This window comes from Clostridium sp. JN-9, assembly GCF_004103695.1.
Classification (GTDB): domain Bacteria; phylum Bacillota; class Clostridia; order Clostridiales; family Clostridiaceae; genus JN-9.
In genome coordinates this window covers 3,136,983-3,158,394 of the sequence record NZ_CP035280.1, presented here as the reverse complement: position 1 = coordinate 3,158,394, position 21,412 = coordinate 3,136,983, and the positions used below count along the sequence as shown (strand labels likewise).

Below are 21,412 nucleotides of genomic sequence, written 5' to 3'. Positions count from 1 at the left end.
GGGCTGCGCCCTAAAACTTTTTTAGGTGCTAAACTTCTGCAAAAAATAACTATTTTGATAGAATGAGAAAAGAATAAATACTCGAGGTGTATTATGAACTTTAAGATATATATTGTTGGTGATAAAATCCATAAATTTTACAGGGAGGCAATAAAGGAATATGAGAAGAGATTAAGCCGTTACTGTAAGGTAAGCCTTATTCACATTAAAAATGAAAACCAACTGGATAAGAAAGTTTTTGGTAAAGCTTATAACATAAGAATTGGTGATAATGGATGTGTTATATCATCGGAAGAGCTTGCAAGTAAAATTAACAGTTTTGCCATAGGTGGCATTTCTGATATTTCCATAACCATAGGCTCTGAATATACAGGATATAATGAGGAATTAACCATAAGCCCAATGGAAATGGATTTGGGTTTAAAATGTACTATTATTTATGAGCAGATTTACAGGGCTTATCGTATAATTAATAATCAGGCTTATCATAAATAGCAGTTTATAATAAAAATTAATTGCTGGCCCTAAAGTTTCTACAGATTTGTTCTAATAAAATCACTTTAAATAATTGATGGGGGAAAGTCATTTTTGAGAAACAAAGAGAATAATCAGCTCTTTTTAAAACTTCGCTGCTTAATCCTAAAGAACCGCCAATAATAAAAGATAAATTATTATTACCATTAATTTGTAACTTATTTATATAATTAGATAGTTCTTTAGAGGAAAGCATTACTCCTTTTAAATCTAAAGCTATAACATACATATCGGCTTTAATATTTCGTAAAATATTGGAGCCTTCTTTTTCCTTTATTTTAATTTCATCTTTCAAAGAAGCATTATCAGGGGTTTTTTCATCTGGAAGTTCAATAATTTGAAGACTGCTGCATTTTGAAAGACGCTGAGTATAATAATTTACTGCATCCCTTAGATATTTCTCTTTTATTTTACCAACTGATATAATAGTAATATTCATATTTTACTCCTAATTTATAAATAAAATATTCTAAAATGACCACCCAATAAGATGGCCATGGTTATTTAAGCATTTTTGCCGCAGCATTTTTTATATTTTTTACCACTTCCGCAAGGGCATGGATCATTTCTCCCGATTTTAGTCTCTTTAACTACTGTTTTAGAGGATTTCCACTCATTGTGTATTTCTTTTCTCTTTTCTTTGGAGAAAATACCTTCCCATTGCGGCAAATTGTAGAGATAATCTGCCTTAGCATCCAGCATATTAAAATATAACTTTTCAAAATTAATATCTAATTTTATTTCAGCTGTTGCTTCTAAATTTTCAAGATCAAGCTGTTCATTTAAACTATCATTGATTCCATCTAAAAAACCCATAAAGAATACTTCATCGGTGCCATATTCCTTTGGAAGGTTTTCTAAAGTGCCGGAAACGGTATTTTTATGGTTAGCCAGAATTTTTGTATAAATATCCTTTTCAACGGCACCATATTTATTCCAAAAACTTTCTTCGCCATTTTTCTTAACAAAATCAACAACAAAATCAGTCCATTGCGTATATAAACTCATAGTATATTCTCCTCACATCAATTAAATTTCAATATGTTACATTATAATAAACAACCAGAAGAATTTCAATAATTTACTTCTTTCTTGCATTTTGGATGTCGTCCTTTCCCAGAGGCTTAGAAATATCATAGTTGCCTCCTAGGGTATCAGAATCCTGACTGTCAATTTGAATCTTAACCTTGGCAATTGAAGAAATCTGATTTAAAGACATTATTATACTTTCTAAACAAGTTTCTTCCTTGGCAGCAGACATTTTAGTTTTTGCTTCTTTAGAAAGATTAACATATGCAATATTATCTTTTATGGAGAAACTTAATAATCTTGTATCTTTAGGTAGTATAGGTTTTAGCTGGCTTTTCACTGCAGGACCCTTTAATAATTCCTGCATTATTACTTCTCCCATAACCTCTTCTTTTTTTATAAGTCTTTCCTCTTTAGCAGTTTCTGGTTTATTCTCATTGGTTGTTGAATCAAAATACAAACTTAAATTAAAAAGATTGTCTTTCTCCTTTGATGATAAAACATTTTCAATTTTTTCTTTATTTTTTATACTTTCCTTATCTTTTTTTTCACAGCTAACCAATGATAGCGATGAAACCAGAATTACAGAACACATAATCAGACTTACACATTTCCTCATAAAATCCACCCTTTACTTTAAAACTCTATATATCCGCTGGGCATATCTCGTTTTGCAAGATACAAATTTAAATCCTTATTGATTTTGTATCCACAGTCATTTAAAACATTTGCTACTGTAGCATAAGCTAAATCTGGATAATTATTTGTTTTACTTAAGTGTCCTAGTATTATAGTCTTATGTGAGTCCTTAACTATTTCTGAAATTGCTTTTCCGCATGCATCATTAGACAGATGTCCAACATTACTTAAAATTCTTCTTTTCAGAGGATAAGGATATGGTCCGAATTTTAACATTTCTGTATCATGATTGCTTTCAAGCAATATTATATCCGAGTCCTTTATTGAGTCCTTTACCTCATCAGAAAAATAACCTAAATCTGTAGCTACTGAAACTCTCTTGTCACCCTGGCTTATGGAATAACCACATGGATCAGCAGCATCATGAGGTATTTTAAAATTAGTAATATGAAGATCCTTTATATTTACAGAATTAGAATCCATTACTTTTATATTGCTTTCATTAATTTTCCCTACTGAATTATACATTGAATTCCAGGTTTCAGCATTTGCATATATAGGAATATTGTATTTCCTTGATAAAACTCCAGCTCCCTTTATGTGGTCAGTATGTTCATGAGTAATAAAGATACCATCAATACTAGAGGCATCCTTATTTATATCGCTTAAAGCTTTTTCTATGCGCTTACCAGGTAATCCAGCATCTATTAATATATTTGAATGTCCAGAGGAAACAAAGATGCTATTTCCACTGCTACCACTATAAAGTGAACAAAAAATCATATGTATAATTCTCCAATCTTGAATAGGTGTGAATTACTCAGCCTTTTCAAGTTGCGAAAAATCACTAACCCTTCTAATTTTTCCACCTAATTCTCTAAATTTATTTTCTATATTGGGATAGCCCCTGTCAATATGTTCAATACTAAGCACTTCTGTGGTTCCCTCAGCTAATAGGCCTGCAATAACCATTGCAGCGCCAGCTCTTAAATCAGTGGCTCTTACCACAGCTCCTGTGAGTTTATCAACACCATCAACAATTGCTGTTTTCCCTTCAACTTTAATGTTTGCACCCATCTTCTTTAGTTCATCAACATGTTTAAATCTGCCTTCCCAGATGCTTTCGCTAATTATACTTCTTCCTTTTGCTATGGATAGTATGGTAGTCATAGGCTGTTGTACATCTGTTGGAAACCCAGGGTAAGGCTGTGTTTTTACATTAACGCCCTTAAGCTTACCATTTGATTTGACAATAACTGAATCACCATTTTCTATAACTTGAGCACCCATTTCTATTAGTTTTGCTGATATTGATTCCAGGTGCTTTGGAATTACATTATTAATTTTTACCTCTCCACCGCAGGCTGCAGCAGCTATCATATATGTACCAGCTTCTATTTGATCAGGAATTACGCTATAAGAGCATCCTCTTAGTTCCTTTACGCCTTCGATTCTTATTATATCTGTCCCAGCACCTTTAATATTTGCACCCATGCTGTTTAAAAAGTTAGCCACATCTACCACATGAGGCTCTTTAGCAACATTTTCAAGCACTGTAAGTCCTTCTGCAAGAGTAGCTGCTATCATTACATTAATTGTTGCACCTACACTTACTACATCAAAAAATATGTTTGTACCAACCAGTTTATCAGCATTTACTATTACAGCGCCATGCTCAATTGTTACTTTTGCACCTAATGCTTCAAAGCCTTTAATATGCTGGTCTATAGGTCTTACACCAATGGAACAGCCCCCAGGAAGTTCAACTCTTGCCTTTTTAAATCTTCCAAGTAATGCACCTATTAAGTAATAAGAAGCCCTCATTTTTCTTACATCATCAGTAATGGCTTCAGTCCTGCATAGACAACTGCTATCTATTGTAACTACATTTTTTCCACATTTAACTTTACATCCTAAACTAGCTATTATTCTTTCAATACAATTAACATCTTCAATGTCTGGTATATTATCAATAGTACAAACACCCTTGCTTGCTAAAATAGCAGCAGGTAAAATGGCTACAGCAGCATTTTTTGCACCATTTATTTCAACGACACCATTAAGTGGGTTCCCCCCGGTTATGACTAATTTGTCCATCCCCGCATCCATCCTTATCATTTATTTTACAGATATATAATCTGATAGTATTCCTTATATATATTACAAAATTTATTATAACACAATTATATACTATTTTATCATTAATTTCAGAAAAGTGAAGGGGTATAATATAGAAATTTAATTGGATTATTACATAATTCTTTAAAATAACAATGAAATGAAGAATTTTAAATAAATGTAAGGGAAATGGTGGGAAATACTATTTTGTTTTATTGGTGAACTATGATATAATCATAATTGCATATTAAAAAGCCAGTTTTTATAAAATTTACAATTTTGGGGGTAACAATGAGATATTATTTAGTTGCATTAATGGATAGGGATTCCTATATATATGTAGAAAATATCCAAAGAAGCATTTGTAAGCAATACAGGCTATACAAAAAGCTCCCTACACTTCATATAACAATGGAAGTAATAGGGGATCCAGATATTGAGAAATTATCCAAAGTTATATCCGATATGTTAAAGCCTTATAAGAAATTTAAAGCTGAAATAAATGGGGCCATCTGCTTTGACGCTCCCTATAAATCTGTAAATTTGAAAGTTGAAAATAAGGGATATATTGTAAGACTTGCAAGGAATTTTAATGAAACCTTAAAGCTGCATGGATTTGACGTTAGGGAAAAAATTGATAATTGGGACTTACATATTTCTCTGGCAAATACTAATTATGCCATTAGAGAATGGAGCAATAAGGAATATTCAGCTGCTTGTGACAGCGCTAAAAAGAAAGATACTCATAAAATGATTACTATAGAAAAAATGGAACTTTGGAAGCCTATTAATAATAAAAGAGATATGGTTGTTAAGAGCTTTCCATTAAGGGAATATTAAAAAGGTTTCTGCATTTAAGCGGAAACCTTTTTAATTACTCATAATTTAGATATCCAGCAGATTCTTGCTGTAAGCTGAATATAATTCTCTAAGTTCATTCATTTTACTGTCTAATTCTATTTGAAGGTTTGAAACCAGGGGTAAATCATTATTTTCTATAGCTGTTTTAATCCTTGTAAATAGTGATTTATTTGCATAAGAATCTTTCATAATGTAATAACGTAAATCATTTACTTTCATCCAATTAGCTACATCTAAGTCCAAGGCCTTATCGATGGAATGAAGCATTTTAAAGCTTCTTATTTCTTCAGCATAATTATTTAGTATTCTGCTATTAATTTCTACAAGCCATCTTTTTGTTGCTGCAATAGTAAAACTTTCAATTAAATTTGCATTTAAAACATTTCCGGCTTCTAAAACCTTAAGCTTTTCAGGATACTTTTTAAAAGCACTTAAGTTTTCATAAACAGTTTCAGGAGCAATGCCGAATAGTTTATTTCTCTCCTCATCTGAATAATATTCAAAAACTTCTTCCTCACTTCTATAAGCTCTGTTTTTATCCAGGTAATCAGCATCTTCTCCGTAATTCTTAGAAAGTTCTTTTAATAAATCGTCTTCTGATTTATTATTTTTAACTGCATATGAAATACCATCTATCATTGACAGGTAAAGAGCTGCAATTACTAAATATGTGTTTGTATGTGGATTGGGTGATCTTAATTCAAATCTTGTAGCATATGGGTTTTGCAGATCTCTTATAGTTCCAAGTAATACAGTTCTGTTTCTTGAAGGAGCTTCTACACTATTTCCTAGTGAAGTAACTATACATACAGGAGCTTCAAATCCTGGTTTTAATCTTCTTAAGGAGTCATTTGTCGATGAAACAAATGGATTAATAACCTCGTAGTTTTTCAAAATACCCATTATTGAAGCATATCCATAAATACTTAGGAAATGTTTTGATGCAGGTGTAAATAAATTAATTGTCTTTCCATTCTTTAATTTTAATGCTATACCAATATGGGTATGTTCACCGCTTCCTGCAACACCTTCAATAGGTTTAGCTAAGAAAGTTACATCTAGTCCGTTCTTCCTAAATGTTTCTTTTACTATGATCCTGACAATGAGTTCATTGTCAGCTACCTGAGTTGGATTTGAATATTTCCAGTCTATTTCAAGCTGTTCCATTATGTGAGTCAGATTACCGGATGCATCCATTCCTGCCTTTACTCCGCCAACTTCTTTATGCCCCATTTCAGGTTCTAATCCATAAGCTTCCATAAGCATTAATGATTCTTCAAGTGAAGTACGAACTACACCTTTTGTTCTGGTCCAGTATTGTTCCTGTAATACCTGAGAAGTAGATAATTCTTCAACTTCTGCCTTATCATTTGGCGTCATTACCCAAAATTCTAATTCCGTTGCAGATGTTGCAACAACTTTATCTATATCGTCATAAGTAATTTTATATGCAGAAAGTGCAGATGGATATGCTTTAAAGAGATTAAGAAGCTCTGTGGAAAAGTGTTCAATGGAATTTTTCAAAATATGTCTGGAGTCTACTGCCTTGTTCTCGTGGTATAAAAAGCAGGGGATTCTAAGAGTTCCTACCGGCTTAGCAGTTTCTTCATCAATGTTTTCATAATTATAGTCAACAAACCAGTTAACGTCTAAATCTGCAATCATATCAACCTTAGCATTGTTAAGGGATGCAATACCAGGAAGAACAACTGAAGAACCATCTGTTTGTATTGCGCCTTTTAAGAAAGTTTCAATATCATCTAAAAAAACCTTCACAGGAATTTTTTCATCAGTATCATTTCCTGCTAAATCGATACCTATAAGGGACACGAATTTTATCTCCGTATGTTCTAGAAGAATGTTCTTTAAATAAGTTACACTATGTTTATCTTCTGGTATAGTGTAAACTAGATCTTTTAACATATTTGGCCTCCTCAAATTTTATATTGTGTTTGATAAATCAAGGGAATAGCTCAATTGTCCAATTACTATAAAAGAAATCTTAAAATATATTTTCGATTTTATAATTATTATATGGTAATGTCAATAGTAAAAATGAAAGTTTATAATGTTCGTGTTTCATTTGAAAATTTACTGCATTAATTTATTAAATAAAAAATTGACTTACCATATTAAGAAATATTGAAGTATAATATTAATGAAATTATATAAAATCATTATAGGAAAAGTAAAAGGTGGAGATTTTAATGGATTTAAAATACAAACCCATAGGTTTTTTTGACTCAGGAGTTGGGGGAATAAGCGTATTAAAGCAGGCAGTTAAAATATTGCCAAGTGAGGACTATATTTATTTTGGAGATTCTAAAAACGCACCATATGGTACAAGAACTGTATCAGAAGTCAAAGAACTTACTTTTAAAGCAGTAGATTTTTTAATAGGAAAAGATGTGAAGGCTGTAGTAATAGCATGCAATACAGCAACCAGCGCAGCCATAGCAGATTTAAGGGAAAGATATAAGGAGATGCCTGTTATAGGTATTGAACCAGCTTTAAAACCTGCTGTAGAATGCGGAAGAAAAGGGAAAATACTAATAATGGCAACTCCTATGACATTAGCTGAAAGAAAATTCGGGGATCTGCTATCTAATTATAATGATTTTGCAGACATAGAGCCATTGCCATGTGCAGGTCTTGTTGAACTTATCGAGAATGGAATACTGGAAGGAAGGGAACTTAATCTGTATTTGAATGAAAAACTTGCTAAATATAAAAGTGATGATATTGCTGCCATAGTACTTGGATGTACTCATTACCCTTTTATAAAAAAAGAGTTATGCAGGATTATAGATAATTCAGTTCCTGTGGTAGATGGAAGCCTGGGAACTGCGAAGCAGCTTAAAAGGGAATTGAGTAAGCAAAACATTTTAAACGATAAAGTTTCTAAGGGAAGTGTAGAAATTTATAACTCTCTCAATGACAAAAAAATAATTGAATTAAGTAAGGAACTATTATATAGATAAATTTTTAACAAAATATATTGTTAAAGTATTGACAATATATTTTGGATTTGTTATATTATAATTACAGAAAACAAATTGATAGAAAATTCTTAAATATACATATTTAATAAATTATAGATTTGGGAGGTTATGATTTATGAAAAGAATATTAGTGAAAGATGTTGTTGGTTCAAGGGTTGATCCAGAGGATGGAATATTACTGAAAGAATCAGTAAAAGAGAGCTTAAATGAAAAAGTTGTTCTTGACTTTGCAGGAATTGGTAAAGTACCTGTATCTTTCTTTGCTAATATGTTAACAGAGTATTTGATGAATAGAAAAGATAGAAGTTTAATTGAAAAAAATATCAGTGTGAAAAATTTGGATAATGCAAAAGATTTCACAAGGGTTTTAATGGGAACTTCTCTTAACTAGTTTATGATAATATATGATACTTATATTTTTATTAACTTAACTAAAATTAATCTGCAGATACCACCAGTCATTTTAACGGCTGGTGGATTTTATTTTATAAATGAAAATGCACATTTTATATTATTAATGAATAAATTAATATATATAACTAAATGAAATAAGGTGATAAAGATATGAAGACATTTATTTTGAAAGAGGCTTCAGGAGATAAATACGAAGATTACTTAGGGGAAGAAAAGGATAATAAAATTGAAATAAAACTGCATGATGTAAAAAAATTTAATTATATTGTGCTTGTTAATCCAGAAGATAGTAAGCATATATGTGTGATAAATAATATGATTTTAGGATTAAAGGACACTAACAGACTTTGTTTTCTTCCAGATGACAGCAGTAATGCTCAGCCAGATATAAAATATGCAGGAGTATTAAAAGTAATGTGCCGTTACAAGAATGAGGATAAAATAAATAGTGAGTATGAAAGCCATATGATATTTTTAGATAAACCACTGGCAAGAATAAATGGGAAAGTATTTATATTAATACCTGGGGGAAGCCTATTAATAAGACTTGAAAAAGCAATTATGGAGGCTAATTTATTCATAGATTGTAATGAACAGGAAATATAATGAACCGTACATTTAATGAAAATGGCAGCAAAAATTATTTTGGCTGCCATTTTTTACTTTGTTTTGGATTAAATAATTCTAATTATGGAGAAAATAATGTATAATTGTAGTAGAATATTGTATTAAACTAATGATTTACAGGAGGGTATTATGGATAATCCAATAGTTACGATAAAAATGAAAAATGGTGATGCAGTAAAAGTTGAATTATATCCTAGCATTGCACCAAATACGGTAAACAACTTTATAAGTTTAGTTAATAAAGGATTTTACAATGGACTGATATTTCATAGGGTAATACCAGGATTTATGATTCAGGGAGGATGCCCGCAGGGAACAGGCATAGGAGGTCCTGGATACAGTATAAGAGGAGAATTTTCCTCAAATGGTTTTAAAAATCAGTTAAATCACACTAAGGGAGTAATTTCTATGGCCAGGGCCAATGACCCTGATTCAGCAGGCAGCCAGTTCTTTATAATGGTAGCAGACGCACCCCATCTAGATGGTCAGTATGCTGCATTTGGGAAGGTTATTGAAGGTGGGGAAACAGCAGAAAAAATAGTAAAGGCAAAAAAAGATTTTAAAGATAAGCCATATGAAGATCAGATTATGGAGAAAGTAACAGTTGAAACCTTTGGTGTAGAATATAAAGAACCTGAGACTATAAAATAATAAAATTATATATGGTGTTTAAGGGAAGGGAGATGAATGATATTGAATAACAATAAGGAAATGTTGATTTTTGGGTTCCAAGAGGAAGAAAAAGAGATTTTAGATAAAATTATTAAAAAGAATGAACTTCCTGGATATAAAATAATCACGGAAAGTATGGGCAAAATGACACTATGGGATATAATAAGAGGTTTTAAGATGGAAGTCTTTAATGTGAAATTACCAAAGGAAAAAGTTATTTTGTTCAATAATTTTAGTGATGCAGAAGTTGAAAAATCAATAAGTGAATTAAAAAAGTTTTTTAAACCTATGCCCATAATGGCTGTTATTACAGCTACATCTATTAAGTGGACATTTGAGTACTTACTTCAGCATTTAATGGCTGAGAAAAGCTGGTACTTAAAAAACGGAAAATAAATGGGGGAGCAAGATGAGCAGAATAGGAGAAAAGATAAAACTTGAAAGATCAAAAGCCAAATTGACACAAAAGGCTTTAGGGAAAAAATTAGGTGTCTCTGAAAGCTTCATAAATGAAGTTGAAACGGGTAAGAAGATAATTAATCAAACTCTGATTGACAGAATATCAAAGGTTTTGGGCACAGATTTAAATGATGTTACTATGTCATTTGAAGAGCAGGTGTATGAACAGGAAAAAGACTTAAAATATGATAAAAAGCCTAAGAAGGAAGAAGTAAAAGAAGTATGGAATGAAGCCTTTGGGTCAGTAATAAAGAATGTCCCAATCTATAAATATGAACTGGATAAGGCAAAGGCTTTCAAGCAAATGCCATTAGTATCCAATAAGATAGAGGGATTTGCTCAGGATAAGGTAATTTATCTTGAAATACAGGAAGACGATATGATTGGATTCAGAATAGCTAAAGGTGATTTGGCTTTAGCGCATTTAACATCTGACATTGAGAATAATTCCATATGCTTAATAGAAGTTGATAATGAAAGAATAATAAGGCAGATTAGAAAGTTAGACAGTAATAAACTGCTTTTAATCAGCAACAGAGGAACAACTAGAACGGAAACCGTTGATAATAAGTCAATAAAGGTTATTGCAAGGCTGCTTAGAGTAGAGATACAGCTTTAGTTAAATATATTCAAAGCATTAAATTAAATGATTTCTCTAAAAAGGGAAATCATTTAATTTAACTATATTTATATCTTTATAGTAGGTATTTAATATGGTTTTATAGTCTTCACCTTTCTTTGCCAGTTCCATTGCTCCAAACTGACTCATACCAACTCCATGACCATAACCTCCACCATATATTATAAATGAACCATTGTTTTCCTCAATTGAAAAAAATGAAGATGGTAAAAATGTACTTCCCAAAATGGCATCACCAGTATATCTTATTATAGGAATATCTTTTCCTGCATAGACTTTTGTGCATCTCAAAGAGCTTCTTATATTGGTATCGCCTCTTACAATAATTTTACCATTTTTGAATACATAACATATCTCAATTATATTTCCGCCATCACCTCGTTTATTAACTTTAATATTTATCAAATCAGTAAAGTCTGGGAAATAACTGATTTTTTTATTTCCTAAATATAATTCAATGTAATCTTTCCTTTTATCATAAATAGTTTTTACAGAGTTTTTAATGGAGCTCTCCATTTCTTTTTTTGTGAATTCTGCAAACCATCTGAAATAGGGGGAAGAGCTATCGGTAGCTTTAATATTAATATCCTTATAAAATTTCAGCCATTCATCTTCAGTTGAAGGAGGCTTTGAAGATGCAAGATATGAGCTTGCTTTTAAATAGGGTTTAGTTTCACTGGTTCCATCAGGGTTAAACCATATATCTTTATAATTTGCTCCTATTCCGCAGGATGTTGAATAATATTTTGCATCTATTAGTTTATTATTGTAAAGTAAAACAAGACCTTTGGTTAAGTTTACAGCTTCTGTAGATTTAGGCTGAGGTAAGGTATTATTAAATACCTGGCTCTGTGTGCTGTCATCTACATAAAATCCCAAACCTGCATATCTGTTAATAAGCATATCAGACACAGCATAGGTCCTAGCTGCAATAGCCTGACATTTTAGCGCCTCAAGCGAACTGCTGGCAGGCATTTCTGATGGAACCACTTTATACAGGTATTCTTCAATATCCAGCTCGTTTATTACAGTAAGCCCGCTGCCATTTGGACTGATTTCAATAATACCGCTGTATATGGGAGCAAAATTTGGGGAGCCTCTTTTTATATTGAGGAATTGTGCTTTATCACACTTAATATATATTCTGGAATTTAAGGCCTTCTTTAAGCCATTAACATATAAATTCATTTGTTTATTTTCAAAGGATATTTTCATTTCAGAGTTTTTATCAGCAATTAAAAAAAGTGGTTCAACAAAATCATAAATATATGCCTGCTCTGAAAATTTTAATTCTAAATTAGTATGTTGTAATGATGAGAATTCTGAGGTTGATATTCCCACTCTTATTTTAGAGTAATCCATAGGATAAATTAAAACAGTATTTATATTGCCATGAAAATCTTTATATAATTTTAAGTTGTTTTTTCCAATAATTAAATTATCTTTATTTGAAACAACTGGCACATTATTAACGATTTTATAATAATATACCTTATTAGATAGCCTGTTCTCTCCAGATGATTCCAGGTCATATGAGTTATTATTTTTTTTCATAACCCTCTGTGTTATAGGAATTACCTCCTGAAAATTATAATTCTTAATAAGGTTATATTTGAAATTGACTACAGAAAGAGGTTTAAAGCTTTTTGCAACTTTAATTGATCTCTTTTCACCATTAATGTACATGCTGCATAAGTTTCCACTGCAATTAATTACTACAGCATTTGTTACTTTTCTTGGGAATAGTAAAATCAGCAGTATTATTATGAAGAATAATAGAAAAATGTATTTATAAAATGAATGTATTATAGATTTCATAAACCCTCCTAAAACAAAAGTGCATATTATTATATGCAGAAAAGTATATACTATGTGCAAAATGGTGCTTTAATTGATTAAATCATAAGAAAATCAATTATTATCATGAAAATGTTTATTATTACTATTTTGTAAAATTCATAACATAATGTTAAAATAATATGATAGTGATTATTTCATAATATTATATTAACGTATATAAAGATATATAACTTTTAGACTTAGCTTTTATTTTAAAATTAATTAATCAGGAGGGAAAAAATGAAAGGTACAATTGTAGCTACTTGGATGAGAACCTGCAGAAAATTATTTGGAGATACATCTATTGATAATGCAATGGATGCGGTAGGCTGGGGAGCCTCTAAAATATTTAGTCCCATTGAGAATGTAGATGATTTGAAAGTTAAACAAATAATGCAGAAAATTTCAGAGGATAATAATGTTGAAATTAAAAAGTTATGGTATGAAGTAGGAATTGATAACATAAATGCTTTCTATGAAGATTATCCTGCATTTTTTGAACATGACAATTTATATTCATTTTTGAAATCAATGTTTGATGTGCATGTAGTAATGACAAAAAAGTTTCCAGGAGCAAAGCCGCCTATTTTGCACATAGAGCCAATTTCAGATAGAGAAGCATGCTTTACATATTCATCTAAGAGAGGGATGTTTGATTATTTTTTAGGAATGCTTAAAGGGGCAAGTAATCATTTTAAAGAAAACATTAAAGTAGATGAGATGGAAAAGACAGACAGCTTTTTAAAGCTGAAGTTAACATTTGAAAAGAATATCTATTACAAAAAAACATATTCATTAAACAAAATATTATCCTTTGGATTTATAAAAAATATAGGGGTAAAAGCTGGCATATTCACATTTGTAGTATCAGTATTAGCATTAATACCTGTTATAGGTGTGAATAATTCCTCGAATATTATAAAACTGTTTGCTGCAGGTATTATTTCTGCAGTGGCATCATCTATAGGAACATCTATATTGATGATGCCTAATAAAAGTATAAAAGATAGTATAAACAAGATTGTTAATAATGAATACATGGAAGATAGCGATATAGTTACAAATGATTTCTTCGAAGATTTATATAAGCTTATTAGAAAGCATAAACAGGTAGTAAGCACAGATTTTGTCGGCTTTAAAGGTGTTACAGATGAGATGAATACCTTTGTATCCAGCATTAATGGAATATCTAATACTATGGATAATACTTCCCAGGAAATATCAGGGGTGGTTGAGCAGGTTGCAAATACAGCTGTGGCACAGGCTGAGAATACTGAATCTGCAGTAACTACTTTAAACGGGAACATAGAAAACCTAAAGAAAATCGTAGAAAGAGAAAATGGAAATAAGCAGGAGCTGGAGACTGCTATTGATAAAATAAATAATAGTAATGAAAATGTTGAAGGCACAAGTAACAATCTCTTAAAAACACTGGAAAAATTCCAAGAGGTAAAGGACAAAGGATTAAAACTGCAAAGTCAAGCTAATGACATTACTAATATAGTATCTATAGTTTCTGGAATATCAGAACAAACTAATTTATTGGCTTTAAATGCTTCTATTGAGGCTGCAAGAGCTGGAGAACAGGGAAGAGGCTTTGCAGTTGTTGCAGAAGAGGTAAGAAAGTTGGCAGAACAATCTAAAAGCTCTGTTGAGGAAATAAACTCAAATATTGTTCAGTTTGCTGAAGAAATAAAAGAACTGGTAGACAAAATAGAAGCTCAGTATGATGTGCTCCAAGGAGAAACAAAAAGCCTGGAGGATGTTAAAAATATAAGCCATGAGTCTACAAAATCTGTTAAAACTGTTGCTTCTTCCATGATAGAAACTATAAATCAATTAAGTAGAGAATCAGATTCTATAGCAACAATATATGAAAATATTGAGTCACTGGCAGCAAGTGCAGAAGAGAATTCTGCATCTTCTGAAGAAGTTAGTGCCAATGTATCAAGCTATACAAATGAAATTAAAAAGTTAGTTGATAATATATCTCAGTTTAAAAAGATTACAGAATCATTTAAGACTGGATTAAGCAAGTATAGAATTTAAAATAAAGGGCTCTTTTGAGCCCTTTAAAATATTACTACAAACCTTCAAAATTGAATTCAGGTACAAATTTATCAGAAGAAGTTCCTGATTCCTGAATAAAGCCATTTACTACTCCAATATTTAAACTATAATTAATAAGTGAATCATAATGATCCGGGTTTAAGGGCTTATTAATTTCACTATATTTATATGCATTAAAAAGGGGAGTATATTGATTCATTATACTTATATAAACTGAATTCCCATATGCAGCATGAATATAGTCTATTATTTTTTTTGAATCAAATAGCAAACCTGGTAACATAAGATGTCTTATTATTATTCCTCTTGTCATTATCCCGTCCTTATTAAATATGTTTTCACCAACCTGAGAGAACATTTCTTTAATAGCTGCAGATGCCTGCTTAAAATATCCAGGGGCATTTGAGTATTTTACTGCATATTTATCATTAAAATATTTCAGATCCGGTAAATAAACATCTATATATCCATCCAATAATTTCAAGGCATCCACGTTGATATAACTGTTTGTATTGAATAGAATGGGTAATTTTAATCCCTTGCTTTTAGCAATTTCAAGTGAAGCTATAATTTGTGGTATATAATGGGTTGGCGTAACCAGATTTATATTATTAGCACCTCTTTCCTGCTGCTCAAGGAAAAGACTGCTGAGTTTTTCTATGCTTATATCTTTTCCAATACATTCCTGACTTATCTCGTGATTCTGACAAAATACACAATTTAAATTACAGTTAGAAAAGAATATGGTACCAGAGCCATTTTTGCCTGATATACATGGCTCCTCCCAATAATGTAATGCAGCTCTTGCCACTCTTACATTCATACCAGCTCTGCAATATCCCTTTTCTCCCTTTAATCGGTTAACGTCGCAATTTCTTTTGCATAGTCTGCAGCTCTCTAATTGCTTTAGTATATCCATAATCTTTGCCTCCAAATTTTCTATGTTAAAATATTTGCAACTTAAATAAAGCAGTTATTTATTGCTTTTATAATAAAAATAAACACATTGCAGCATAAAAATCAAGCTTAAAATTCCAAAGGCAGGATATAATATGCTTATTAAATTAACGAATCCAATTTGGGAAACTGGTAAAGCTATGGCTATAATCAGGAACACTGATTTTTTATATGATAAATTTATGGACTCATTTAAAGATTTACTTACACTATATATATCTGAAACCTCCGTGGAGAACATCTCCAGCCATATAATTAAAAGTAATAAACTCTGAATAAATCTTCCAAATCTATTAGAAATATAAAGTAATGGTATTTCATATTTAAATATATAAGGAATATTTAATATCAATAATAAATTTATTATTAGAGAAAGAATAGTAAGTCCTACGGATCCTATGGTTAATCCTAAAAATAAGTTTTTCTTATTTTTAATTTCTAAACTTAACGGTACAAGCACACCGCTGCAGCAGAATATGTTAAAACCTCCATAAACCAGTGATGAAGGGAGCCATGCCTTTTTTATAGCAGGAATATTTTTTACATACAGCAGATTCACATTATTATTAAATAATAAGTACAGAATAAAGATAGTAATTATAACAATTGATAATGAAGGAACAATAAATGAATTAATTTCAATAAGACCCTTTGTACCCATTAAAAGAACATACAGAGAAATTGCTGCCATTATAAAAATGCCAATAATGGGTGAGAGCCTAAAGAATTCATGCAAAAGGGCGCCGCTGCCGGCTAAGATTATTGCGGCACTGCTAACCAGGAATAATCCCATAATTATATCCAGGGCCTTTCCAACAAATGAAGGATTAACAAGAAAAATAAGATCACTGTAGGATTTTAAGTTATATTTTATGCTTAAATTTATTATTATCCTTCCAAAAATAATATAAATAAAACAGCATATTATTATACCTATGAAACTCATATATCCATAGGTACTGAAAAATTGAGTTATTTCCTGACCAGATGCTAATCCAGCCCCCACTATAGTGCCTATAAATACTGCTGCTATCTGCAGGATTACATGATAGTCCTTTTTCAATATAAATCCACTCCCAACAAAATACAATTACCAATTAATATAAATATATATATATAAATTAAAAATAATGAATTATAATTAAAATAATATTTTTTGGCAAACTATTATTATAAAAGTAATAGGGAGGTAACAAAGAATTGAGCTTAATTAATAAGAAAATAGTAAAAATGATATTAGCTGCAGCATTAATTACCAGTGCCTTATTTCAAATATCATGCAGTAATGCCAATAAGGAATCAAACAGCCAGAAGAAAGAAAATAAGTTTGATATAAAGGCTGCTACAAATGTTGCAGATACCTATATGAAATATTTAATGAAGGAAGATACAGATAATGCAAAAAAGCTGTATTCTAAGGAGTTATTACAAAAGAGTGATGCAAAAATTGACCCTGATTTAAAAATAAAGGGCTACAATATAATTGATGTAACTGAAATGGGTAAAAGCGGATTGTTTAAAATAAGGGTTACAAGAGTGAATACAAAAAAGCCTTATACAAGCCTGGATGAGTATACTGTAAAAGTTGAAAAGGAGCAAAATGATTATAAGATATCTGAAACTAAAGATGTAGTTATGGCTGAAGCCTTTAATGAAGGAAATCAAATAAGATATAAAAACAAGAATAATGTAAAAACCAATCTAATACTTGAAATGAGCAGCATTCCAAGTTATGCCATTCCTAAAGATGATGGCAGCAATGTAAATAAAGAGGTAGTACCTAGAAATATGTTTGGTATAATAAATTTTGGATATAACGGAGATATGCTATGTATAACCACACAGTCCCAGGATGCATATTCATCAATTGTAAAAATTGACGAAACTTTAGTAGTTCAGGGGGGTGAAGATAAAAAACAAGGGGATTCTCAAAAAAAATCAGATACTGAAAGCAGTCAGGGACTAAATATAAGAGAGAAGCCTATTGGTAAGGATATTACTAATGTGGATATTATTAAGTCATGTACAATAGAATTTATGACATTTTCCATGGATGAAAAGTTCCTGATGATTCAATATAATAAACCGGGCGCAGGAAGATTCTTAAGGGTATATAAAACTGACAGCGGAGATTTAATACCATTTAAATTTGAGAAAAACTACCCAGTGGACACAGTTGATACAGTATTTTCTTCATTTGATAAAGGTGTATTGAATTTTGATGTTGTTGAAAAAAGCAGTGGAAATAAAGCCAAATCAACATCAGATATCATAGGAAAATGGCAGCTAAATCTTAAAACATTTAAGGCAAACAAAATGTAAGCCAGGATTTACTAATATTTTTAAAATGTGATATCATTATTAACAAGCCTGAATTTTTAATGAAACGAGGAAATTCGTATGACGAAAAAATGGGAAGATAAAAGATTTTATAGTTTAAATTATTTTTTAAGACATAAATTTGGCTGTAAAGTTATTAAGATATCACTTGATGCTGGGTTTTCCTGCCCAAACAGGGATGGCACAATTAGCAGAGGGGGATGTATATTCTGTTCAGAAAGGGGATCCGGAGACTTTGCTGGAAGCAGGGAATTTTCAATACATCAGCAATTTGAAAATATTAAATCTTTAATGAACAATAAGTGGAAGAACGGTAAGTATATTGCATATTTCCAGGCCTATACTAATACCTATGGGCCAATAGAAGTTTTAAGGGAAAAATATTATGAAGCTATGAATCAGGAAAATGTAGTTGGAATTGCAATAGCTACAAGACCAGATTGTCTTTCAGAACAGGTTTTGGACCTGCTAGAGGAATTAAATAATAAAATATATGTGTGGGTAGAACTTGGGCTTCAAACCTCCAATGAAAATACAGCAATTAAGATTAACAGAGGTTACAACTTAGAAACCTTTGAGAAGGCAGTTAAAAGCTTGAGAAAAAGAAAAATTGACATTGTGGTGCATACTATATTTGGTCTGCCTGGTGAAAATGAAAATGATATGTTAAATACAATAAAGTATATTTCAAATAAAGATATTCAGGGAATTAAATTTCACCTTCTGCATTTAATGAAGAACACTCCATTAGTTAATTTATACAACAAAGGACAATTAAAGTTTTTGGAAAAACAGCAGTATATTGATATAGTATGCAAATCAATAACGTTACTGCCTGAAAGCATTGTAATACACAGGTTAACAGGAGATGCTCCAAGACAATTGCTCATAGGGCCCCTTTGGAGTCTTAAAAAGTGGGAAATATTAAATTCTATAAATAACACACTGGAACAAAGAGACTGGTATCAGGGACAAAATTACAACGGTTTGTATTATTCTACAAATTCATTTTAAATGTTTTGTAGAGTTTGAGAATAGATTAATAAACTTCTCAGTGTTAAAATTAGATTATTAAATATAACATTTAGGAGGAGTCTATAATGGCAAATTTATCGTTAAGGCATATTTATAAAGTTTATCCTGGTAATGTGACAGCAGTTAAAGATTTCAATCTTGAAATAGAAGATAAAGAATTTATAGTATTTGTTGGACCATCAGGTTGTGGAAAATCTACAACTTTAAGAATGATAGCAGGCCTTGAAGAAATATCAAAGGGAGAGCTTAGTATAGGGGACAAACTTGTTAATGATGTGGCACCTAAGGATAGAGATATAGCAATGGTATTCCAGAACTATGCACTTTATCCTCATATGACAGTTTATGATAATATGGCATTTGGTTTAAAATTAAGAAAACTGCCTAAGGATCAAATAGATAAAAAGGTAAAAGAAGCAGCAAAGGTCCTTGATATTGAACATCTTTTAGACAGAAAGCCAAAGGCATTATCTGGTGGACAAAGGCAGAGAGTTGCTATGGGCAGAGCTATAGTAAGAGAACCAAAGGTATTTTTAATGGATGAACCTTTATCAAACCTTGATGCAAAATTGAGAGTTCAGATGAGAACTGAAATATCTAAATTACACAAGAGACTGCAAACTACATTTATATATGTTACACATGACCAGACAGAGGCTATGACTCTTGGTACGAGAATAGTTGTTATGAAGGATGGAGTTATACAGCAGGTTGATACTCCTCAAAATATTTATGAAAACCCTAAAAACATCTTTGTAGCAGGATTTATAGGAAGTCCTCAAATGAATTTTATTGACTGTAAGGTAGTAGAGAAAGACAATAAAGTTTCTCTTGTATTTGAAGGAAACAATATTATTTTGTCAGAAGATAAAGGGAAAAAATTAAAGGACTTATCATTAATAGGAAAAGATGTTATGATGGGCATAAGGCCAGAGAACATATCTGATAAAGATGAATATATTTCTGAGCACAGAGATTCAGTTATGAAAGCTAAGGTTGAGGTTACTGAATTATTAGGGGCTGAAACTTTATTATATTTAAATAATGACAAAGTAAATATTACAGTCAGGGTAAATGGAACATCCAATGCTAAGGCTGGAGATATAATAGAAGTAGCACTAGATTCATCAAAAATTCATGTATTTAATAAGGAAACAGAAGACACAATCTTTTAGGAGGAATCAGCAATGCAGAGCTTTGGAGATTTTTTGCAGGATTTATCAAATAACTCAGGTATTAAATTCAATCTACATAAAGTGGATGGTGAAATAATTTTTACTGGATATCCTGATATTGAAGACTCCTATAAGCATGAAATTGCAGTAGAATTAGAAAATAATAAGGCTTTTTTGACAATGTCCAGGGAATTTAAAGCATGTGATAAACTTCTCAAGTATATCATAGAAAGTAAATACTCTGAAATTTTTTCCATAAGAGAACAGGTTTTTTATAACTTACTTGATTCAAAGACTGTAAGCGTTGATAAAATAGATAAAAGTTTTCCATTTATTTCAAAAGGCTGTAATATAATATTAGTCAATTTGGATGGGAATAAAAGTGAAGCTCTTAATATTATAAGACAACTATATAATGAACAGGATGTTGTTAGTATAATATATGGAGATTCCATTGTAATTATTGGTGCCTTTGAAGATGCTATGGAGCATGCTGAAAGTATTAAGGATTTAATAACATCCAATATTTTCTGTAAATGTTATATAAGCATCAGTGATACAATATATAACTCCAAAGAAATTAATAAAATGTATAATGATGCGACTGAATACATGGCACTTGGGAAAAAGTTCAGAATAAAAGACAAGGTGTTTTCATCAAGCAGTATGCTGTTTGAAAAAATTGTTTATAATGTTAGTGACAGGGTTAAGGAAGAGTTAAATACAAAATTTGCAGACAAGTTTAACTTGTTTGATTCGGAGATAATAAACACAATAGAGGAATTTGTAAATTGCGGGCTGAACATAAGCGATGCAGCTAGAAAGCTATATATTCATAGAAATACGTTAATTTACAGATTGGATAAAATATATAAAGATACTGGATTTGATATAAGAAATTTTAAGGAAGCCACTGTGTTTGTAATTGCATTTCTCGCTTGGAGAGAACGAAATTAGAAATTTAAGGAGGTAAATATTTACCTCCTTTTAAACATTCTATA

General features: G+C 31.0%; 22 protein-coding genes. 13 read left to right on the top strand and 9 right to left on the bottom strand.

Going from position 1 to position 21,412, the window contains the following annotated elements; genetic code table 11:
* Positions 1–93 precede the first annotated feature (93 nt).
* Complete coding sequence (locus EQM05_RS15225) at positions 94–495, top strand: 23S rRNA (pseudouridine(1915)-N(3))-methyltransferase RlmH (RefSeq protein ID WP_128750922.1); 402 nt, start codon at positions 94–96, stop codon at positions 493–495.
* A 16-nt stretch (positions 496–511) separates the two neighbouring features.
* Here the strand turns inward: EQM05_RS15225 and rlmH are convergent, their stop codons facing one another.
* The 5 genes from rlmH to EQM05_RS15200 all read right to left on the bottom strand — a co-directional run bounded on the left by rlmH (position 512) and on the right by EQM05_RS15200 (position 4,299).
* A complete protein-coding gene (gene rlmH, locus EQM05_RS15220; RefSeq protein WP_128750921.1) occupies positions 512–973 on the bottom strand; it encodes a 23S rRNA (pseudouridine(1915)-N(3))-methyltransferase RlmH in 462 nt (153 codons plus the stop codon).
* Between the two features lie 65 nt (positions 974–1,038).
* The gene (locus tag EQM05_RS15215; protein ID WP_128750920.1) at positions 1,039–1,542 is read right to left on the bottom strand and encodes an SEC-C metal-binding domain-containing protein; all 504 of its coding nucleotides are present in this window, start codon (positions 1,540–1,542) and stop codon (positions 1,039–1,041) included.
* A gap of 73 nt (positions 1,543–1,615) precedes the next feature.
* The gene (locus EQM05_RS15210; protein ID WP_128750919.1) at positions 1,616–2,182 is read right to left on the bottom strand and encodes a GerMN domain-containing protein; all 567 of its coding nucleotides are present in this window, start codon (positions 2,180–2,182) and stop codon (positions 1,616–1,618) included.
* Positions 2,183–2,199: 17 nt separating this feature from the next.
* Positions 2,200–2,985 (bottom strand): MBL fold metallo-hydrolase, encoded by a 786-nt coding sequence (locus EQM05_RS15205; RefSeq protein ID WP_128750918.1) that lies wholly within the window; start codon positions 2,983–2,985, stop codon positions 2,200–2,202.
* 33 nt (positions 2,986–3,018) lie between these two features.
* Positions 3,019–4,299, bottom strand: a complete 1,281-nt coding sequence (locus tag EQM05_RS15200) for a UDP-N-acetylglucosamine 1-carboxyvinyltransferase (protein ID WP_128750917.1) — start codon at positions 4,297–4,299, stop codon at positions 3,019–3,021.
* Between the two features lie 312 nt (positions 4,300–4,611).
* Between EQM05_RS15200 and EQM05_RS15195 the strand changes: the two genes are divergently transcribed.
* Entirely contained in the window at positions 4,612–5,160 is a 549-nt protein-coding gene (locus tag EQM05_RS15195) for a 2'-5' RNA ligase family protein (protein WP_128750916.1), read from the top strand.
* A 45-nt stretch (positions 5,161–5,205) separates the two neighbouring features.
* Here EQM05_RS15195 and EQM05_RS15190 read toward each other — a convergent pair whose 3' ends face one another.
* The gene (locus EQM05_RS15190; protein WP_128750915.1) at positions 5,206–7,104 is read right to left on the bottom strand and encodes a glutamine synthetase; all 1,899 of its coding nucleotides are present in this window, start codon (positions 7,102–7,104) and stop codon (positions 5,206–5,208) included.
* A 284-nt stretch (positions 7,105–7,388) separates the two neighbouring features.
* Between EQM05_RS15190 and murI the strand changes: the two genes are divergently transcribed.
* From murI to EQM05_RS15160, 6 genes are all read left to right on the top strand, one after another.
* A complete protein-coding gene (murI, locus tag EQM05_RS15185) occupies positions 7,389–8,162 on the top strand; it encodes a glutamate racemase (protein ID WP_128750914.1) in 774 nt (257 codons plus the stop codon).
* A 136-nt stretch (positions 8,163–8,298) separates the two neighbouring features.
* Positions 8,299–8,574 (top strand): DUF4325 domain-containing protein, encoded by a 276-nt coding sequence (locus EQM05_RS15180; protein ID WP_128750913.1) that lies wholly within the window; start codon positions 8,299–8,301, stop codon positions 8,572–8,574.
* A 173-nt stretch (positions 8,575–8,747) separates the two neighbouring features.
* Positions 8,748–9,203 (top strand): hypothetical protein, encoded by a 456-nt coding sequence (locus EQM05_RS15175; RefSeq protein WP_128750912.1) that lies wholly within the window; start codon positions 8,748–8,750, stop codon positions 9,201–9,203.
* A 150-nt stretch (positions 9,204–9,353) separates the two neighbouring features.
* Positions 9,354–9,875: a peptidylprolyl isomerase gene (locus EQM05_RS15170; protein ID WP_128750911.1), complete on the top strand. Its 522-nt coding sequence runs from the start codon at positions 9,354–9,356 to the stop codon at positions 9,873–9,875.
* A 42-nt stretch (positions 9,876–9,917) separates the two neighbouring features.
* Positions 9,918–10,292, top strand: coding sequence for a DUF3783 domain-containing protein (locus EQM05_RS15165; RefSeq protein ID WP_128750910.1), 375 nt, complete (start codon positions 9,918–9,920; stop codon positions 10,290–10,292).
* A gap of 13 nt (positions 10,293–10,305) precedes the next feature.
* Positions 10,306–10,974 (top strand): S24 family peptidase, encoded by a 669-nt coding sequence (locus EQM05_RS15160; protein ID WP_128750909.1) that lies wholly within the window; start codon positions 10,306–10,308, stop codon positions 10,972–10,974.
* 36 nt (positions 10,975–11,010) lie between these two features.
* Here the strand turns inward: EQM05_RS15160 and EQM05_RS15155 are convergent, their stop codons facing one another.
* Positions 11,011–12,813, bottom strand: a complete 1,803-nt coding sequence (locus EQM05_RS15155; RefSeq protein WP_128750908.1) for a SpoIID/LytB domain-containing protein — start codon at positions 12,811–12,813, stop codon at positions 11,011–11,013.
* Between the two features lie 261 nt (positions 12,814–13,074).
* Here EQM05_RS15155 and EQM05_RS15150 point away from each other — a divergent pair, with 261 nt between their 5' ends.
* Positions 13,075–14,883, top strand: coding sequence for a heme NO-binding domain-containing protein (locus EQM05_RS15150; protein ID WP_128750907.1), 1,809 nt, complete (start codon positions 13,075–13,077; stop codon positions 14,881–14,883).
* Between the two features lie 34 nt (positions 14,884–14,917).
* Here EQM05_RS15150 and EQM05_RS15145 read toward each other — a convergent pair whose 3' ends face one another.
* Positions 14,918–15,817, bottom strand: a complete 900-nt coding sequence (locus EQM05_RS15145) for a radical SAM protein (RefSeq protein ID WP_128751143.1) — start codon at positions 15,815–15,817, stop codon at positions 14,918–14,920.
* A gap of 60 nt (positions 15,818–15,877) precedes the next feature.
* Entirely contained in the window at positions 15,878–16,927 is a 1,050-nt protein-coding gene (locus EQM05_RS15140) for a transporter (RefSeq protein ID WP_128751142.1), read from the bottom strand.
* A gap of 134 nt (positions 16,928–17,061) precedes the next feature.
* On the opposite strand from EQM05_RS15140, the gene EQM05_RS15135 reads away from it, so the two are divergent.
* The 4 genes from EQM05_RS15135 to EQM05_RS15120 all read left to right on the top strand — a co-directional run bounded on the left by EQM05_RS15135 (position 17,062) and on the right by EQM05_RS15120 (position 21,368).
* Positions 17,062–18,183 (top strand): hypothetical protein, encoded by a 1,122-nt coding sequence (locus EQM05_RS15135; RefSeq protein WP_128750906.1) that lies wholly within the window; start codon positions 17,062–17,064, stop codon positions 18,181–18,183.
* A 78-nt stretch (positions 18,184–18,261) separates the two neighbouring features.
* On the top strand, positions 18,262–19,215 hold the full coding sequence (locus EQM05_RS15130) for a TIGR01212 family radical SAM protein (protein WP_128750905.1): 954 nt from the start codon (positions 18,262–18,264) through the stop codon (positions 19,213–19,215).
* Positions 19,216–19,301: 86 nt separating this feature from the next.
* On the top strand, positions 19,302–20,411 hold the full coding sequence (ugpC, locus tag EQM05_RS15125; RefSeq protein WP_128750904.1) for a sn-glycerol-3-phosphate ABC transporter ATP-binding protein UgpC: 1,110 nt from the start codon (positions 19,302–19,304) through the stop codon (positions 20,409–20,411).
* A gap of 12 nt (positions 20,412–20,423) precedes the next feature.
* The gene (locus EQM05_RS15120) at positions 20,424–21,368 is read left to right on the top strand and encodes a helix-turn-helix domain-containing protein (RefSeq protein WP_128750903.1); all 945 of its coding nucleotides are present in this window, start codon (positions 20,424–20,426) and stop codon (positions 21,366–21,368) included.
* Positions 21,369–21,412: the final 44 nt, after the last annotated feature.